The organism is Mangrovihabitans endophyticus (genome assembly GCF_014646155.1).
GTDB lineage: Bacteria > Actinomycetota > Actinomycetes > Mycobacteriales > Micromonosporaceae > Actinoplanes > Actinoplanes endophyticus.
The window spans coordinates 304,613-322,398 of record NZ_BMMX01000003.1 but is presented as its reverse complement, the minus strand read 5'-3'; the positions used below and the strand labels follow the sequence as shown (position 1 = coordinate 322,398).

Annotated in this window: 15 protein-coding genes; all 15 read right to left on the bottom strand. The window is 69.0% G+C overall.

Going from position 1 to position 17,786, the window contains the following annotated elements; all coding sequences use genetic code 11:
* Positions 1 to 116 precede the first annotated feature (116 nt).
* Positions 117 to 764 carry an HAD family hydrolase gene (locus tag IEY73_RS07640; RefSeq protein WP_229715648.1) on the bottom strand — a complete coding sequence of 216 codons (648 nt, stop codon included), beginning with the start codon at positions 762 to 764 and terminating at the stop codon, positions 117 to 119.
* A gap of 548 nt (positions 765 to 1,312) precedes the next feature.
* A complete protein-coding gene (locus tag IEY73_RS07635) occupies positions 1,313 to 2,668 on the bottom strand; it encodes a ricin-type beta-trefoil lectin domain protein (RefSeq protein ID WP_229715655.1) in 1,356 nt (451 codons plus the stop codon).
* Between the two features lie 477 nt (positions 2,669 to 3,145).
* Positions 3,146 to 5,044 carry an MFS transporter gene (locus IEY73_RS07630; protein WP_189078363.1) on the bottom strand — a complete coding sequence of 633 codons (1,899 nt, stop codon included), beginning with the start codon at positions 5,042 to 5,044 and terminating at the stop codon, positions 3,146 to 3,148.
* The gene (locus IEY73_RS07625) at positions 5,041 to 6,024 is read right to left on the bottom strand and encodes an aldo/keto reductase (RefSeq protein WP_189078362.1); all 984 of its coding nucleotides are present in this window, start codon (positions 6,022 to 6,024) and stop codon (positions 5,041 to 5,043) included. Before IEY73_RS07625 ends, IEY73_RS07630 begins: the two co-directional genes overlap by 4 nt.
* 4 nt (positions 6,025 to 6,028) lie before the next feature.
* Positions 6,029 to 7,249, bottom strand: a complete 1,221-nt coding sequence (locus IEY73_RS07620) for a GNAT family N-acetyltransferase (RefSeq protein WP_189078361.1) — start codon at positions 7,247 to 7,249, stop codon at positions 6,029 to 6,031.
* Between the two features lie 31 nt (positions 7,250 to 7,280).
* Entirely contained in the window at positions 7,281 to 8,327 is a 1,047-nt protein-coding gene (locus tag IEY73_RS07615) for a Gfo/Idh/MocA family protein (protein WP_189078360.1), read from the bottom strand.
* The gene (locus tag IEY73_RS07610; RefSeq protein ID WP_189078359.1) at positions 8,324 to 9,076 is read right to left on the bottom strand and encodes an SDR family NAD(P)-dependent oxidoreductase; all 753 of its coding nucleotides are present in this window, start codon (positions 9,074 to 9,076) and stop codon (positions 8,324 to 8,326) included. The genes IEY73_RS07615 and IEY73_RS07610 overlap by 4 nt, the downstream gene beginning before the upstream one ends.
* Entirely contained in the window at positions 9,073 to 9,996 is a 924-nt protein-coding gene (locus IEY73_RS07605; RefSeq protein WP_268240418.1) for an NAD(P)-dependent oxidoreductase, read from the bottom strand. Before IEY73_RS07605 ends, IEY73_RS07610 begins: the two co-directional genes overlap by 4 nt.
* Positions 9,993 to 10,874, bottom strand: a complete 882-nt coding sequence (locus IEY73_RS07600; protein WP_189078357.1) for an NAD(P)-dependent oxidoreductase — start codon at positions 10,872 to 10,874, stop codon at positions 9,993 to 9,995. Before IEY73_RS07600 ends, IEY73_RS07605 begins: the two co-directional genes overlap by 4 nt.
* Positions 10,871 to 11,515 carry a hypothetical protein gene (locus IEY73_RS07595; protein WP_189078356.1) on the bottom strand — a complete coding sequence of 215 codons (645 nt, stop codon included), beginning with the start codon at positions 11,513 to 11,515 and terminating at the stop codon, positions 10,871 to 10,873. The genes IEY73_RS07600 and IEY73_RS07595 overlap by 4 nt, the downstream gene beginning before the upstream one ends.
* Before the next feature lie 4 nt (positions 11,516 to 11,519).
* Positions 11,520 to 12,548, bottom strand: a complete 1,029-nt coding sequence (locus tag IEY73_RS07590) for an inositol-3-phosphate synthase (protein ID WP_189078355.1) — start codon at positions 12,546 to 12,548, stop codon at positions 11,520 to 11,522.
* A gap of 9 nt (positions 12,549 to 12,557) precedes the next feature.
* The gene (locus IEY73_RS07585) at positions 12,558 to 13,907 is read right to left on the bottom strand and encodes a DegT/DnrJ/EryC1/StrS family aminotransferase (RefSeq protein WP_189078354.1); all 1,350 of its coding nucleotides are present in this window, start codon (positions 13,905 to 13,907) and stop codon (positions 12,558 to 12,560) included.
* Positions 13,907 to 15,235, bottom strand: a complete 1,329-nt coding sequence (locus IEY73_RS07580; protein WP_189078353.1) for an FAS1-like dehydratase domain-containing protein — start codon at positions 15,233 to 15,235, stop codon at positions 13,907 to 13,909. The genes IEY73_RS07585 and IEY73_RS07580 overlap by 1 nt, the downstream gene beginning before the upstream one ends.
* The gene (locus IEY73_RS07575; RefSeq protein WP_189078352.1) at positions 15,235 to 16,461 is read right to left on the bottom strand and encodes a MaoC family dehydratase; all 1,227 of its coding nucleotides are present in this window, start codon (positions 16,459 to 16,461) and stop codon (positions 15,235 to 15,237) included. The genes IEY73_RS07580 and IEY73_RS07575 overlap by 1 nt, the downstream gene beginning before the upstream one ends.
* The gene (locus tag IEY73_RS07570; RefSeq protein ID WP_189078351.1) at positions 16,458 to 17,780 is read right to left on the bottom strand and encodes an AMP-binding protein; all 1,323 of its coding nucleotides are present in this window, start codon (positions 17,778 to 17,780) and stop codon (positions 16,458 to 16,460) included. The genes IEY73_RS07575 and IEY73_RS07570 overlap by 4 nt, the downstream gene beginning before the upstream one ends.
* Between the last annotated feature and the right edge of the window lie 6 nt (positions 17,781 to 17,786).

Here is a 17,786-nt window from a genome sequence, read left to right as displayed (position 1 = left end):
TGAACAACCCTTGCAGCAAACCATCACTCGTGCGCCGTGACGCTTCGCAACCGTGCGCCGACCGTCGGACATGCCGATGAGCGGGTGTGGCGGGAGGTTACTTCTAGGAACGTTCGTCAGGCGAAGCTGAGGTCGTGGAGCGATTGCACCCGCGGCACGCCGACGTTGCGCTGCGTGTCCGCCCGGTCCAGGAGAGTCGCACTGAGCCCCACGGCCAGAGCCGCGAGGACGTCCTTCTGGAGGGAATCCCCGACCATCATGGTGTCGCCGCTGTCGACCCCCAGCAACTCGACGGTGCGCTGAAAGGCGCGCGGATCCGGCTTGCCCGCGGGCAGCATCGACGACGCCACCAACACGTCTATTTCGGGAGTAAGGCGAAGGCGGTCCAGCTTCCGGCGCTGCTGACTGTCCTCACCGTTTGTCAGTACGGCGACCACCAACCCGGCGGCACGGGCGCGCCGAAGCGTGGGAACCACGTCCTCGAACACCGTCCAGCCATCCTCATAGCGTTCGAGGTACCCACCGAACAGGGTGTCGGCTTCCTGATCGGTCATGGCAACGCCCAGGAACTCACGTACGCGCTCCCGTCGCTGCTCGGCGAACGTGAGCTCGCGCCGCTGATAGCGGTCCAGATGCCGGGCCGAGACCCGCGCCCAGCGTCGGACGACCTCAGGATCGGAGATCGCGAGATCCGCAGCCCACCCGAGAACCGCGTGGCGAGCAGCGGTCTCATGATCGATAAGCGTGTCGTCGAGGTCGAACACGACAGCACGCAACATCCTCCAAGCCTCGCATGACGACGCCCGAGCAACACGCCCTGACCTGCTCGTCATGCAGGTGTGCGCGTCCGGCCGACACACGGATCTGCCGCCGATAAGGCGCGGCTCGGCCCACGCAGGCCGCACACGGTCGCCTCGCGACGCACGAGCGCAGCCCGAGGCGTGGGCCCAAAGGTCACACAGGGTTACTGCGGTGCGCGTAGTTCCAACGATGACGCCGATGCGGCCCGAAAACGAACCGCCGGTACGGCAACAGATGGTCCCTGAACAGGGAAAACGCGGTTCTCATTCTGCCACGTTCGGTCCACCATAGTTGTCAGTGCGTGAACCACCTGGTTGGTGTCACGGTCGGTAGGGGTCAGCCCGTCGGGGGCTGGCCGTTCGTCGTTTCCGGGCTCTTCCGCGTCTGCGGTGAGTGGCAGTTTGAACACCGGTCGGACGGTGTCGTCCGCGACGATCGTGCTCTCGCGGAAAAGGCGCGGGAGCCTGTCCGCTCCCGCGCCTTGACCGTCAGCGTGCCTCTCGGCCGGCCGTCACGCGGCCTTCACGAAGTACTGTGCGGCCGATCCGTTGCAGTCCCAGATCTGCAATCGCGCGCCGTCCGCCGTCGAGCCGGACGGGGAGTCCAGGCACTTGTTGGAGTTCGGGTTGCGCAACCGGTTACCTTCCTGGACCCAGTTCTGTGCGCCGCTGCCGTTGCAGTCCCAGAGCTGCACCTTCGTGCCGTTGGCCGTACCCGAACTGGTGACGTCGAGGCACCGGCCCAGCGTCCGCAGGGTCTGGCCGTTCCAGCTCCACTGCTGGTCCTGCGAAAGAGAAGACCCCTGGCACGTCCACAACTGCACGGCCGCGCCGTTGCCGCCCGTGTCGTTCCCGTCCACGTCCACGCACTTGCCGCCCGGCCCGTTGACCTGCGTCGCGGATCCGCCCGTGGACGGCGGCGTCGTGCCCCCGCCGTCCTGGTAGTAGCGCACGTAGTCGATCGACGCGGTGAGCGGGAACTGGCTCTGGACCGGGTTCTGTCCGGGGTACGTGCCGCCTAGCGCCAGGTTGAAAATGAGGTGGAACGGCTTGCGGAACTCCTCCAAGGTCGCTGGTGTCGTGTCGATCACGTGCGTTTGTACGCCGTCGACGTACCAGCGGATCTGCGCGGCCGTCCACTCGATCGCATAGACGTGGAAGGCCGCGGCGTTGTTGACGGCGGGGTTAGCGACGTAGTTGGCGTTCTGACCCGCCGTCCACGGGAACACGCCGGTCCGGACATCCCAGAAGATGTTGTTCGTCACGGTCGCGTTCGCGTTCGCGTGTTCCATGATGTCGACCTCGCCGCAACTGGCCCAGTTGGTGGGCAGACGGTCGTAGTAGGTCTGTGCCGGGTTGTAGGCGCTCGTGGACGTCTCGTCGCACGCGTCACCGAGCATCCAGAAAGCCGGCCACGAGCCGGCGGCGGTCGGCAGCGCCATGCGCGCCTCGATGCGGCCGTACTGGAAGGACCTCTTCGTGTCCGTCGTCATGCGGCACGACGTCTGGTAGAAGTTGCGGCCGTTGACCGTGATCGGCGTGGTGAGCCAGTTGGCGCGCATCACGAGGTTGCCGCCGGACTGCGTGCAGTTCTCGGGCCTGTACCACTCCCACTCGCCGTTGCCCCAGCCGTCGAAGGCATTGTTGCCGGGGTTGAGTCCGTTGCCGACGTTGTAGTTCCAGTTGGCGCTGCTGGGCGCGCCGGACCCGTTGAACTCGTCGGCCCACACGAGGTTCCACGTAGCGGCGTGTGCGGGCTGCTGCTGGACGACCGCGCTGCCGACGAGTGCGGTGACGGCCGCGGTGAGCAGGACCATGACGCGCCGGCGGCTGCGTGACAGCGCTCGGTCCGCAAAACCTGCATTCATTGTCACGGAGAACGTCCTCTCGTACAGAGTGGTTCGATCTACTGAACCGTTTTCAACCTGGCATCGAGCCCGTCGGTTGCGCGCCGTCGACCAGCGGCGGCACCTGCCAGCCTCGCCACGTTGAAAAGGTTCACCGTGAGGGGCGACATGCGACGCGTATTAGTAAACATTATTACGTAAAAGTTTCCAACTGTCGATGCGACGGGACGGCTCAGCTCTGGGTGTATGCGGCCACCGCAACGGGGCCCTGCACTCGCCGGGCGGCGCCGGGGCCTCGTACCGCAGCGTGATCGGCCCGACGGCGAGGCCCTGCTCTCCCCCGCCGCCACCAAGAGCGTGATCACACGTTTCCTCGACCAGCCCGTGGCCACGGCGCTGCCCTCCGCCCCCGAACGGGCTGGTCCGGTTCCCGGCCAGTTGAACCCCCGTACGCCTCACGGAGTTTCTCGCTCTGTTCCGGGTTAGCGTGTCCGGAGGTCATCGACGCCGGACGGCGAGCGAACGGTCGTGGTGGATGACCTCGAAGCGATCGTCCACCGCCAGCCAGGAATCGACGGCGCGTTTGGCGCCTCCATAGGTGCCGTAGTCGTCGAACACGACGACGCCGCCGAGGCTGATGTGGTCGCGCAGCCGTTCGATGCACAGGGACACCGGGTCGTACCAGTCGCAGTCCACGTGGGCCAGCGCGACCGGTTCGTCGATGACGAGCGTTTCGTCGAAGAGTCCCCGGATGAAGTGGACGTTTTCCTTCTGCACGTCGATCCCGGCTCGGCGAAAGTTGGTTTTCACGTACTCGAGCATGTCTTCGGTGTGGGCGAGATAGTTGGCGACGGAGGGCCGGTCCGCCTGCTTCGCCAGGAGCTTGGAGTAGTCGTCGTGGGATCGCTGGTCGTCGTTCTCTCCGGGGGCCGGGATCAGGTCGTACACGTCGTAGAGCCTCAGTTCACGCTCGGGCGTCTTCGCCTTGGCCAGGACGATGGCCGATCCCCCGAGTGCGACGCCAGTCTCGACGAAGACGCCTGAGATCTGCGTCTTCTCGACCTCTCGGGCGATCCGCTGGACGGCCTCGATCTTGCCGGGGCGCATGGACAGGGTGATGGCTCGTTCGCGAACGAACCGGATCGGGTCGTCGATGGTCATGGTTTCCGCCTTCCGGGCTGTTTTCGGGGCTGGATGGGCATGCGGATGTGCGGCGCGGGGGGTTCGGGCGAGCCGTACGGCGTACGCTCCCGCGGCCACTGCGGCGAACCCGCCCGCGACGGAAATCGTGGCGCCGGCGCCGACGGCGGCGGACGAGGAGGCCACGAGCAGGGCGCCGACTGGGGTGACCCCGGTGAAGGCGAAGGCGTAGAGGCTGCCGACGAAGCCCCGGCGGCCCTCCGCAACGCCGGTGACCAGCATGGCGTTGGAGGAGGCTGCGAACAGGAGCCGGCCGAACCCGGCGGCGAAGAGCAGGGCTCCGACGCTCCACGGAGGACCACCGGCACCGGCCGCGGCGAATGCGACTCCGAACAGAGCGAGCCCGCAGACCGTTGTGACCGCGGGGGACGCCCTGACGGTCGCCCGCAGTAGTCCGCCGGCCACGGAGCCGATCCCGAACGTCGCGTTGAACAGGGCAAGCGCCTTCGGGTCGTTGAGGTAGTCGTCTCGGACGAAGAGTGGCACCAGGGTGGCCACGTTGAAGGAGACGAGGCTGACGAGGGCGAAGACGAGCAGCAGGTCGCGCACCGCGGGCAAGTGCCACACCACCTGGAAGCTCTCGCGCAGAGAGGCTCGCGTCGTCGTCCTCGCGCGGTGGTGGCCGCGGGGCAGGAGCAGGAATGAGAGCAGGAACGTGACGGCATCGACGACGAAGCACAGGCCGCTGGGTGCGACGCTGAGCATGACCCCTGCGATCATGGGCCCCACCACGCGGCCCACGCTGGACGCCGAGGTCGTGGCTCCCACGAACTGTGCGCGGTGCTCGTCGGACACCAATGCGGTCAGGTAGGCGGTTCGGCTGGCGTACTCCGCCACCGCGAGGACCTGGCTGCCGGCCCCGACGAGCGCGAACGGCCAGAAGGCCAGCGTGCCGGGGCTGAGTGCGAGCGCTCCGGCCGCCAGGGCGAAGGCCATCTGCAAGAGGTTGGACATCTGCAGGACCCGGCGGGGGTTGCGCCCGTCGACCAGGGCACCGATCCAGGGTGTGACGAGTGCGGCGGGCCCGTATCGCAAGGCCATGAAGATGCCCAGCGACAGCGGGTCCTGGGTGGCGCTGAGCACGACCCATGCCTGTGCTGTGGCGGAGACGTAGGTGCCGGACTGCGAGAGCAGTTCCCCGAGCGTGTACTGCGCCGTCGCGGCGTTCCACCAGGACGCGCGGGCGATCGGCCTCACCGGCCGTCCGGGACGGGCGCGTGTGCCGGGATCAGGCCTTCGGACCGCAGGTCGTTCCACAGCGCGTTCGGGACCGGCGTGGTGAGCCACCTGGCGTCGTCCGTGATGTGCTGAGCGGATCGGGCGCCGACGACGACGGCCTCGACGGCGGGGTGTGCGAGGGGGAACTGCAATGCGGCGTGTGGGAGGGCGACGTCGTGCCGCCGGCACACCTCGGCCAGGCGTCGTGCACGCAGGATCGGGCCACGGGGCGCGCTGGTGAAGTTGTATCGGGCGTCGTCGCCGATGTTGGTGTCCGAAAGCAGACCGGTGTTGAACACCGCCGCAGCGACGACACGCACCCCGCGTTCGATGCAGCGGGGCAACAATTCGGCCAGTGCCGGCTGCTCGTGGAGGGTGTAGCGGCCGGCGAGCATGATGACGTCGAGATCCGCCTCGGCCACGAACCGGGCCGGGACCTCCCATTGGTTCATGCCGACCCCGATCGCTCGGATCACCCCTTGGTCGCGCAACTGCGCCAGCGCCGGGTAGGCCCCGCGCAGGGCCTCCTCCACGTGGTCGTCGGGATCGTGAATGTAGACGAGGTCGACGTGGTCGAGGCCGAGCCGGCTCAGTGAGTCGTCGAGAGTCCGTCGCACACCGTCGGCCGAGAAGTCCCACACCCTGCGCAGCGCGGTTTCGACGGCGTAGCCGCCCTCCTTGAGATCGCTCACCGGCGTGTCCCGCGGATCGAGCCGGCGCCCGACCTTCGTAGACACGGCGAACTCCTGGCGCGGCCATCGGTTGAGGGCGGCGCCGAGACGGCGCTCGGAGAGACCGAGACCATAGTGCGGGGCGGTGTCGAAGTATCGGACGCCGACCCGCCACGCGGCTTCCAGCGCCTCAGCGGCGGCCTCGTCGGTAACCGGCCGATAGAGGTTGCCGATCGTGGCGGCGCCGAAGCCGAGCCGGCTGGGTGCGCTGAACCGGGAATCGACCATGGTCTCAGCTCCCGGCCTGGCGCAGGACGCGGTGGCGCGTCACCGATTCCAGCTTGCGGCGCTGGGCGTCGTCGACCTTCGCGAGGTCCCTCGCGGTGGGACTGTCCGGCGCCACACCGGACAGGTAGCCCATGAAGTGGCGTAGCCGTGCGCCGCGGGTGTGCTTCGCCTCGTAGGACCCCATCGAGTAGCCGATGGCGCCGATGCCGCGCTCGATGGCCAACTGGACGGGCCGATAGAATACGAGGTTGAAATACAGGTACGTCTTCTTGTCGCGGTAATCGAAGCCGCCGAAGCGGGCCCACCATGTGTCCGGGTCCTCCAGGAAGACCACGAACCCGATCGGCTCGCCCGCCCGGGAGGCGACCACCACGCGCAGCGCGTCGCCGATGTTCTCCTGCAGCGACTGGTAGCCGGCGACGGTGTCGTCGAGGTCCGCGGCCCGCCCGTACTTGGCTCGCCAGCTCAGCTCGAGTTCGGCCAGCCGCGGGCCGAGGACGTCGGCGTCATGCACCGCCACGGAGATCCCCGCCTGATCGAAGGCTTCGATCTCCTTGCGGGCACTCACACGGCGGTGCGAGGTGAACTGTGCGAGATAGCCGTCGAAGTCGTCGAACTCGATCGGGATGTATGCATCGGCGCCGATGACGACATTCCGGTAACCGCGCCCGGCCAGCACAGCCTCAAGCGCCGGGTCGTGGTGTTCGAGCAGGTAGAGCCACGCCACGTGCGCGGCTCCGTCGGCGTCCGCGCGCTGCTCGAGTGCGCCGGCCGCCGCGGCGGCGACTTGTCGCCGCCCTTCGCCGTCGAGCTGGGCGGCATAGGCGGCACCGCCCATCCGTCCCGGCGAGCCGGCCACGATCGCGGGGTGCCATGGCGTCGCGTCGGCCCGCAACCTGGTGAGGGATTCGCGTGCGTCGGGCAGCTCGGTCAAGTCGCCCACGTCGAGTTCTTCCATGGTGAGGACCTTGCCCAGGTCGTACGCCGGATGGGCCCCGTCGCCGGTGAGGAAGGCCGGGGCGCCGAACAGCAATTGGCCGCCGGGGCCGCTCACTGTCACGAATCGCGGCTCGCCGCGGACCGACTGGCTGCGCCCGCGCAGCCAGTCGTACCGCAGGTACACCGAGGGACGCTCCAGCGCGTCCCAGCGATTACGATCGATCTTGTCGATGTCGGTGTGGATCTCGGTGAGCAACGCCTCGTGGCGGACGGTGGCGAACGGCATCGAGCGGCTCCAGGGATCGTCGGTCGGGCGGTCAGACGGTCTGCATGGTGCCGCCGGCGCGCACCGATCGGTAGGCCGCCTCGGCGACACGGACGGCGTGCACCGCGTGCACGGTGTCGACCGCGGGTGCTCGCCCCTCCTGCAACGCCCGCACGAAGTCCGCGGCGCCACGGGCCATCGACGATGCCCTCCAGGTGCGCGGCTCGGCGGGGACTCGGGCCAGGGGCACACCGGGATCGCGGGCACCACGGTGGACTATCACCGGCGGGTCACGCAACTGGTCGCACACGATCGACGCACGGTCACCGTAGACCTCGAATCGCTCACCCCAGGGCAGTTCCAGCGTCAGGCCCACCTCCACGCTGAAGAACGCGCCGCAGTGCAGGGTGCCGGTGACCAGAGCTCCGTCCTCGACCTCGACCCCGGGCAGGTGGGTGGCCGCCCAGTTCCGGGTGATCGCCTGCACGGAGGCGACAGGTCCGAACATCCAGGCCAGAACATAGAAGAAGTGGGTGGCGGCGTCGAGGATGGCGGCGAAGCCGTGCTCCTGGCGTTTCCACGGCGCGGTGTCGTCCCGGTATTCGTCCACGGCGCTGCCGTAGATGAGTCCGCGGACGAGCCGGACCATGCCGGGCGCGCCCCGCGCGACCAGGTCGGCCACCTGCATGTAGGACTCGACGAAGCGGCTGTTCTCCGACACCGCCAGCACCAGCCCGAGCTTGGTGGCCAGCGCCGCCAGTTGCTCACCCTCGGCGGCCGTCGCCGCCAGCGGCTTCTCCACGGTGACGTGTTTTCCGGCCGTCAGCGCGTCGCGGACCACCGGGCCGTGCAGGAGATGGGGCAGCAGGACGACGACGGCGTCGACGTCGGCGCGGGCAAGCAGCTCGCGGTGGTCGCGGTAACCGTCGACCCCGAGTTCCGTCGCGACCGGGAGCAGCGCGGCGGGGTCGGTGTCGCACACCGCGGTGATCTCGGCTTCGCCCGCCAGCGCCCGGTAGCCCACGACATGATCGGCACTGACCCGGCCGAGGCCGATGATGCCGATGCGGATGGCACCGCCTCCGGTCGGTCCGGTCATCGCGCGACCCACCCGGAGTCGACCAGGAGGTCGGTCCCGTTGACGTAGGTGGCGCCGCCGCCGGCGAGAAACACGATCGCCGAGGCGATCTCGCCGGGGTCCGCCCATCGGCCCAGCGACTGCTCAGCCTCGCGTTCGGCCTTGACCTCGTCGAACGACCGGCCGAGCCGGCGTGCCTCGACATCGATGTCCGAGCGCAGCATCGCGGTGTCGACCGATCCCGGGGACACCGAGTTGACTCGGATCCCCATCGGGGCGAACTCCCAGGCCAGCGCGCGGCAGAGAGCGAGGATCGAACCTTTGCTGGCGGCGTACACGGCATGCTGGGTCTGTCCGATGTGCCCGGAAATCGACGCCACGTTGACGATCGCCGAGCCCGCGGGCATCCGTGCCGCGGCGTGGCGGCAGCACAGCAGGGTGCCACCGAGGTTCACGTCGATCACCCCCCGGTAGTCCTCCCATGTGGTGTCCAGAAAGGGCTTGACCAGCACTGTGCCCGCGACGTTGGCGAGCACGCGCAACTGCGCCCCGTCGCGGGCCAGGTCGTCGTCAAGCTCGGCGAAGAACCGCCCCACCGCGTCGGGATCGCTGACGTCGACCGTGCACGCTCGGATCCGGTCGTCGGCCGGGGGCCGCGGCCAGGCCAGGTCGATGCCGTGGACCCGGTGCCCCGTCTCCGCGAGGGCGTGCGCGGTGGCTGCGCCGATGCCGCCCGCGGCCCCGGTGACGACTGCGACAGTCGGGCTCACCGGTCGGCCTCGGTGGACGCACGGTGCGGAGTGGGCCAGGCGGTACCCGCGGTCTCGGCGACCCATTCGACGATGTGGGTGTAGTCCTCCGAGCCGTGTGCGGCGGTGAGATCCCGCCAGAGTGTCCCGGCACGTCCGGCCAGCGGGAGTTCCAGGCCCCGCCGCCGGGCAACGTCGAGTGCGACGTCGGCGTCCTTGCTGTACTGGCTGGTGGTGAAGCGGGCGTCAAACCGTCCGGTCAGCGCGAAGCGCGGAATCTGCGTACGGGTCGCGAACGATGTCGCGCTGCTCGCGTTGAGGACGTCGAGCAGGACTTCGACATCCAGCCCCTCGGCCAGCCCCAGCGCGAGCCCCTCGGCGGCGAGGGCGAGGTTGGCGGCGGCGAGGAGGTTGTTGATGACCTTGGCGAGGTCGCCGTCACCGGCCCGGCCGGAAACGTGGATGATCTTCTGGCCCATGACCTCAAGGACGGGCATCACGGCGGCCAGGTGCTCGGCGGGCCCCGCGGCCATGATGGTGAGCGTGCCGTTCTCGGCGCCGGCGACCCCGCCCGCCACCGGCGCGTCCAGGAACCGCACACCCTTCTGTCCGGCCCGCTCGGCGATCGCCCGGGTCGTGTCGGGGTGTGAGGAGCTCATCTCAAGCCAGATCGTGCCGGGCCGGGCCGCGGACAGGACAGCGTCGGCGATGTCCCCGACCACTCCGGCGTCGGGCAGGTAGCTGATCACCACCGCGGCGTTGTCGACTGCTGCGGGCAGGCCGTTGCACACGTCGACACCCGCCTCAAGCGCCGCCTTGCGAGCCCCGGCGCTCACGTCGTGACCGCGCACCACGTGTCCGGCGGCGAGCAGTCGCCCGGACACCGCACGCCCCATGTGTCCGAGGCCGAGGACGGCGACGGGAGCCGCTGCCGCGGTCACTGCTCAGCCCGCACGGCGAGGTAGGTGGCCGCGTAGTCGTCTCCCCCGTGTCCGAGGGCGATGGCACGGTCGAAGCCCGCGAGTGCGGTGGTCGCCGCGGTCATCGACACGGTGTCGGCGGCGGCGTCGAGGACCAGCGCGAGGTCCTTGCGGGCCAGGGTGAGGGTGAAGTCTGGTGGGAAGTGCTCCGCCGCCATGGCACCGCCCTTGAGGCGTACGTAGGGCAGGCTCACACCGCCCGCGTCGAGGGTGTCGAACAGAGTTTCGGGCTCGAACCCCATGGCACGGGTGAACGCGATCGACTCGGCAAGCACCTGGACCAGGGACAGCAGCCAGCTATTGACCGCGAGCTTGAGCCGGGTGCCCGCGCCTGCCTCGCCGACCCGCACGATGGTCTTGGCGTAGCTGTCGAGCAGCGGAGTGACTTGCTCCAGTGCGGCGTCGGCCCCGGACGCGAGGACGACGAGCTGGCCGCGCTCGGCGGGTCCGCGCGTGCCCAGCAGTGGTGCGTCGACCAGGCTGACACCGGCCTTCGCGGCCCGCACGGCCCACGCCTGGGTCTCGCTGACGCCGATCGTGCTCGACTGCACCCACACGGTGCCCTCGGTCGTCGCGTCAAGGACCTCGTCGGTCATGACGGCCTGAAGGCTGGAGTTGTCGGCCAGCACGGTCAGGACGGCGTCGGCGTCGGCGACGGCCTCGGCGGCACTGTGCGACACGGTGCATCCGTGTTCGGACAGGGGCGCGGCGCGGTCGGTGGTGCGGTTCCACACCCGCACGCTGGCCACCCCGGTCAGGTGGCGGGCGATGGGGGCGCCGAGGGTGCCGGTGCCGAGCACGGCCACGGTCGGGCGGTGGTCAGGTGCTGATGAGGTCATCGCTGCTCCTGGACGAAGGGGGGTCGGGTCTCGCGAGCGTCGTCGAGCAAGGTCCCCAGCCGTGCCGGGAACTGCTGCGGGTCCTGCCGGTGCAGCTCGACGAGGTCGGCTGCCGTACCGGTCAGGTCCAGCACGACGACACGCCGCTGCGCGTCGGGCAGCCCGAGCTGCGCGAGCCGAGCGAGGACCTGGTCGCGGTAATGGTCGGCGCCCCTCGGGTAGGTGTCGGGGTCATCAGGCTCGACGATGACCCCGATGACGTCCGCACCGGCGAGATGGCCGGCGCCGAGCACACCGATGTGGTCGGCCCCCGGGAACCCGACGGCCGCGACGCCGTGGTGCCAGGCTGTCCAGCACGAGGATTCGCCCTCACACAGCAGGAGGTACCCGCGGTCGCGGGCCAACCCGGGCACGAACGGCCGCCAGTAGGCGGTCCGGGGCAGGTCCCGCTCCTCCCAGGTGGAGCTGTTCAGGCCGCCCGGGGTCCACCGGAACCGGTCGCGGACCGGTGCGCCGTCGGGAGAGAGGTACTCCTCCCGTACCCCGCCGCCGTGGACGTCGGTCACGCCGAAGCCGCGTAGCGCGTCCTCGGGAAGTGCCTTGGTCCGGGCGAGGTCGGCGACGCTGGTCCGCTCGGGCACGCGTTCAGGCATGGTCGGCGGCGAGGGCGGACAGCGCGGCGCGCCCACTGGGGACCTGCTCGTGCCATTCGGTAAGCATCTGGGGTGACTTCAGTAGCTGCGTGGCGGCCACCGGGAAGCCCCCCTCGCCGCGGCGCGCGGCGATCGCCGCGATCCGGATGAGGTCGATGATCACACCTGCCGCATTGCTGGAGTCCTGGACCTGCAAGGAGATTTCGAGCCGGACGGGCATGCCGGCCCAGCCCCGTCCTTCCACGGACATGTGCGCGATCTTGCGGTCGTGGAGGTGGGCGACAAACCCGGCCGAGGGGATGACGGTGACCGAATCGGTGTTGCCGACCTTCTGGCGCAGGGCCCGGTGCTTCGAGGCCTCCTTGTTGCCGCCGTGCTCGCGCAGGTTCTTGAAGTCGGCGTTGCCGCCGATGTTGAGCTGGTACGAGCCGGTCAGCGTAATGCCCCGCTCCTCGAGCAGGGAGAGCACGGTGCCGTGCACGATCGAGCTGCCGATGTGGCTCTGCAGGTCATCGCCCACCATCGGGATGTTCTTCTCGCGGGCCTCGGCGAACAGGGCGGGCAACCCGGCGATCGGGTCGGGCGTGCAGTTGACCACCGCGACGCCTGCGTCGACCGCAGCGCGACCGTACGCCGCGGCCAGCTCCGGGAGCCCGGTCGGCAGCGAGTAGAGAAAGACCTCCGCGCCGCTGTCCCGCAACACCTGCGCGACGGCGTCGATCTGACTGCGGTCGGTGGGGTCGGCGATGCCGAAGGTGACTTCGGGGTCGCTGGCAGGCCCCGGAGTCTCCAACTTCGGGTAGTTGTTCGGCTCGGCGAACATCGCATCGGAGAGCTTCTTGCCGACCTTGTTGGGAGCCAGGTCGAAGACGGCCACCGTTTCGATGTCGGTGACGGCGATGCCGCCGAGGACGGGACGGGCAACGCCGGGCAACGCTTCCGCGTCGAGCATGCCGTAGTAGGCGATCCCCTGGATCAGGGCCGAGATGTTGTTCCCGACGCCAGCGATTGCGAGCTTCATCCTGGTCTCCTAGCGCGTGTGGGTCTGTGCGGGGAACGGGGTGTTGGGTCGAGCGGTGTTGCGGGGCTGAGGGTTGGCGGGCAGTTCGAGGAGCAGGTCGAGGTGAGCGAAGACCTTGTGGATGGCCTCGACGTAGGACTCCATGAGCTGGGCGGTCTGGACGTAGAGGGGTTTGAAGACGGCGCCGAGGTTCACGGTCGTGTCGCAGATCCGCGACGCCGCGGGGAAGGCATCGCCATGCCACTCCGACAGCGGCTCGGCTTCCACGCGGGGGTGCCACACAGTGTGGGAGCGCCGCCGGAACACCGGCTGGGCCGGCACCGGCTGCGGCTGCCAGATGTTCACCTCGACGCCCTCGTCACCCAAGGCATGCATGACGGTGTCGCGCAGGTCGCGGACGTCGCCGTCGTACCCCAGGGCTTCTGGGTCGAGCTGGGTGGCGTATCGCCAGTAGGACGCCTCACGGTCGGGGTGCACGAACGGCGGTCGGATGCCGGGCAGGTCGCGCAGGCCGGCGTCGAGGATCGCGGCGTTCGCCATCGCGCGGGCGTTGAACTCCCGCAACCTGGGTAGCTGGCTGCGGGCGAACGCCGCCACCATCTCCTGCCCGCGGTAGTTGTAGCCGACACCGTGCGACCAGTAGGGGCGGATCACACCAGGGAGCACATCCTCGCCGTAGAGGACCATGCGCCGCGCAACCAGCGCCCCGTCGTCGTCATCGGTGGTGAACAGACCGCCCTCACCACCCGAGAGATTCTTGGAGACGTTGATGCTGCCCCCGGACGCGGCGCCGAGGCTGCCCGCCATTCGCCCCCGGTAGCGGATCCCGTGTGCCTGCGCGTTGTCCTCCACAACGGGCACGCCGTGGCGCGCGGCGACGGCGAGGATGTCGTCCATGTCGGCGGGCTGCCCGTGAGCGTGAACGGCCATGATCGCCGCTGTCCGTTCGGAGATGCATGCCGCCAGCGCTTTCGCGTCGAGGTTGTAGGTGCGCGGGTCGACATCGCAGAACACCACATCGGCCCCCTGATGCACGGCGGCAAGCCCGGAGGCCACGAAGGTGAAAGCAGGCACGATCACCTCGTCACCGGCGCGGACCCCGACTGCCGCCAGCGCGGCATGCAACGACGAGGTGCCGCTGCCGGTGAACACACAGTGGCGCACTCCGACGAGTTCCGCGTACTCCTCTTCCAGCGCCCGCAGCTCCGGCGCGTTCGGGCCGGCCAGCACCCCGCGGGTCAGCACTCGCTCAAGTGCGCGACGGTCGTCGTCGGTGATCTGAGGCCACGGTCGGTGGGCGTCCGCGGACACGACGGGCCTGCCCCCGAGCCGGGCGGGCAGGCCGACGGTCGAGGTCATCAGAACCACTCCGCGCGGCGGTGGGTGTCGAACGGGACATAGGACGGGCGGTCGTCGTGGGGCAGGGGTAGCTGTGGCGGGCCGGATTCCCGTGACGGCAACAGGACCGAGCCGTAGCCGAGGCAGTGAATCTCGCCCCGTTGGTTGACGCCGGTGATCTCGACGGCCACGGCGTGATATGCCGCTGCGCGACCGTGCTCGTCGGCCAAGTCCAGCCGGTACTTGCGGCGCACGACCCCGATGAACGAGACGGTGTCGCCGTAGAAGACCGGGCGTCGCATGGAGGTGTACATGCGCCGGACGAACGCGTCGTCGCCGGCCCAGTTCGTCAGCAGCCGGATGGGAATCTGAGCGCGTTGCACGCCGAAGTCGAACGGCAGCGGCTCGCACCGGTAGGCCGAGAGATGACGATCCTCGTGCTCGTCATAGGGCGTGTACGGCCAGCCCGTGACGGGGTGGGTCCGGGCGAAGTCCGGGTTCTCGCGGCACCGTTCGTACGCGGGACGAAACGCCCGCACCAAGCGGGTGCCGTCGAACGCGGCGTTCAGCCCGTGGTGCAGCGACTGGTAGGTCATCTCGTCGCGCACCGTGTAAGGCGGCTGGACGATGGGTGGTAGTTCGTCGTCGACCGAGACTTCCTCCCACCAGCGTGGCGCCGCGCCGCGCCGCGTCTCGCCCGCGAGCGCCGTGTCGATCGCGGCGATCTCGGCGTCGCTGTACTGATAAGGCTTGTAGTCGTAGAACATGCGCTCGCCGAGCCGGTCCGGCGGCATGACGCGCCGCCCGCCCATCTGTTCCACCGGAATGTGCAACAGCCGGCCGTAGGACTTCGCCTTCAGCTCGCCGCGGTTGTCCCAGTAGAAAGTCTCGGAGTGGTGAGAAATCGTGCGCCCCTGCCGGCCGCCGGACACCACGAGCTCGCGCGGAATCTTCGAGGACTCGAACTGCATGCCCGGCCGCAAGACGTCATAGAAATCCCATGCGACGCCGGAGAGGAAGTTGGCGACCGGATAGCCGATGGCGCGCTGGGCGCCGTGGTCGCCGGGATAGCGTGCGTGCACGAGGATCGGGCCCGGCGCGATGAGGCTGCCGTGACGGGTCCCCCGGGCGTAGCGATCGTCGGTGTAGACCGGGTTGTCGTCTCCGATGGTCGCGGCGTACCGGCTGATCGACTCTGGTGTCAGGAGGAATGCTGAGGGCACGGGTACCCGGTTGCGTCCGAGCGGCGCGGGGTGCGGAGGTGGGACGTCCTCCTGGCTTTCGTGATGCAGGAGTTCCCGGCTCCGCTTGAGGAACTCCTCAAGGGCCTCGTTGAAGGTCTGCTCCATCAGATGCTCCGCAGTCGTGGGGTGCCGGTCAGGGGCAGTTCCACCGAGCGGCCCGGTTCGGGAAGCAGCACGGTCGCGTCGGCGGCGAAGACGGTTTCACCACGCTGGTTGGTTCCTGTGGTGGTGAGCAGCACGGCGTGCCGCTCGTCTTCCGACGGGGCTTCCTGGTGCCAGCGGTCAGCCACCCGACCCGCGAGATGGAGGCAGTCGCCGTAGAGCAGCGGCGTGGACATGCGCAGCCGCAGGCGCCACAGGAACCCGGCATCTCCGGCCCAGTGCGTGAGGTGCTGGCCGGCGAGGGCGAAGACCAGTTCCGTCGGCGCGATGGGCGCGCCGAGGCCGGCCTCGTGTGACGCCGCCGAGTCGATCCACGCGTCGTGGCGGTCCCAGCGAGTCCAGCCGGTCTCCGGGTTGCGGCGCCATCGTCCCGGCAGAGAGGCGAGGGCTTTCAGATGCAGATTGCCCGCCTGTACCGAGCGCGCCTCGGCGATGGTCCACACGAACAGGTCGGAGAACGTCAACGGTCCCTTGAGCAGTTCGGGCAACGGATCGCCGGGATGGCTCTCGCTCCAGAACCGCGGGCGCGGCCCCCGACCGGCCGGCTCGTTCTCCAGACGATGAACGAGCTCGTCCACGTCGGCCGCCGAATACCGGTGGATCCCGCGCTTCTGCAGATCACGCTCGCGGACGGCCACAGTCGCGGCGACCTCGGCCACCGGCCGCCCATCGATGGTGTAGCCGGTCTCAGTGGTGATCCGGGTCGTGGCAGGCGAACCCGGATCATGCGTGGCATCCACAATGGACGAGCGAGCGCCGAGCCGCGCGCCCAGCGGTATCCGGTCGCTCCACGTCGCTCTCATCGACTCGGTGCGCTCCACGAGGTCATGCCCGGCCATGGTGTCGAGCGCACCCGAGGAACTGGGGCGACGGACAGCGAGGACGAATGTCGGGGGCGCGAGCATCGTCCCGTGTACCGATCCGGCACCGTACTGGACATCGGTGTACAGCGGATCGGTGTCGCCGGTGGCTTCGACGAACCGGCTGACGTTGAGCCAGGTGGCGACTCCGATGCCGGCCACAGTGTCGGGGCCGGTGTGACCGAGGTAGCGGGTTGTGGCGTCGGCCACCGCGGCCGGGGTGACCGTGGCCGTCGGCACGCTCGACGGGGCGGCTGGACGGCCGGTTGGCTTCGGTGATGGTGCGGGGCTGGTTCGAGTGTCGGTCACGAGCTCTGGACCACTCCTTCGGAGACGGCGGGAAGATCGACCTTGCCGCTGCCGGTCATCGGCAGCGCGTCGACGTCTTCCACCCGGAAGAACCGCGAAGGGAGCCCGACGAACTCGCCGACGTGCCTCGACAGCTCCTCGGCGCTCATGCCACTGGCTTCTCGTTCACGGACGATCACGATCTGTTCGTTGTGCTCGACCGCAACCATGGGGCTGGTGGTCGCCACGGCCTCGACGTCGTCGAGGTTGATCCGGTAACCAGCGATCTTCGCGATCCTGCTTTTTCTGCCGACTATGCGATAGAACCCATCTTTGTCCCGTTGTCCCAGGTCGCCGGTGTGCAAGCTGCCCGCGGTGACATCTCCCAGGGCGAGATCGCTGGCCGATTCGGCGTATCCCATCATGACGTTGGGCCCGCGGTAGACCAATTCGCCATCCTCGGCTATGTCGAAATTGCCGTGGGGTATCGGCACGCCGATCGTCCCTGCTTTCGTCACGGCATGCGTCCAAGGGACCACAGACATCCGTGCCGTCGCCTCGGTCTGCCCATACATGGAATAGAAGCGACCGCCCCGTTCCGCCATCAATGTGGCGTAGCGCACAATGGCTTCCTTCGCCATTCTGCCGCCGGCGTGCGTCACGGTCCGCAGAGCCGGAAGCTCCATGCCGGAGAATCCGATACGGTCCATTATCGTGAAGGAGTACGGGACGCCCGCGAGTCCGGTGCACTCGTGTGCGCGGACGTCGGCCCAGAAACGGCGGGTCACGAGGCCATGTCCGGAGAACATAATCGATCCCCGTGCGTGGAGATGCGAGTTGAGCACGGAGAGGCCGTAGGAATAGTGCAGCGGCAGGCTTTGCACCGCACGTGCCGTTGCATTGAGATCGAGCGCACTGGTGATCTGCGCGGCGTTGGCGTCGATAGCAGCGCGGCTGAGCCGGACATACTTGGCGTTGCCCGTCGAGCCGGACGTGGCGAGCAGCACCGCGAGATCGGGATGTACATCGCCGTGCTGCTTGAGATCCTGGATCTGGCAGTGCGGACCGACGACGAACGTCGCCCCGAGCCTTTCGGCCAGCACCGCGGCGGACTCCGGCCGCGCCACGCTGGTCAAGAGCACTGCGTGCCCTGCGTAGAGGCTCGCGAGGTAGACAAGCGCCGTGTCCACGTCGGGACGGCACAGGCAGATCACGAGCGACTTCCGCGGGCGGCGCATCATCTCCGCGAGGCTGCTCACGCGGTCGGCCAGTTCCCGGTAGTCGAGCACGTGACCGGTGGCCGCATCAACCAGCGCCGGGGCAGGCGGGGGGTCTGTCATCCACCC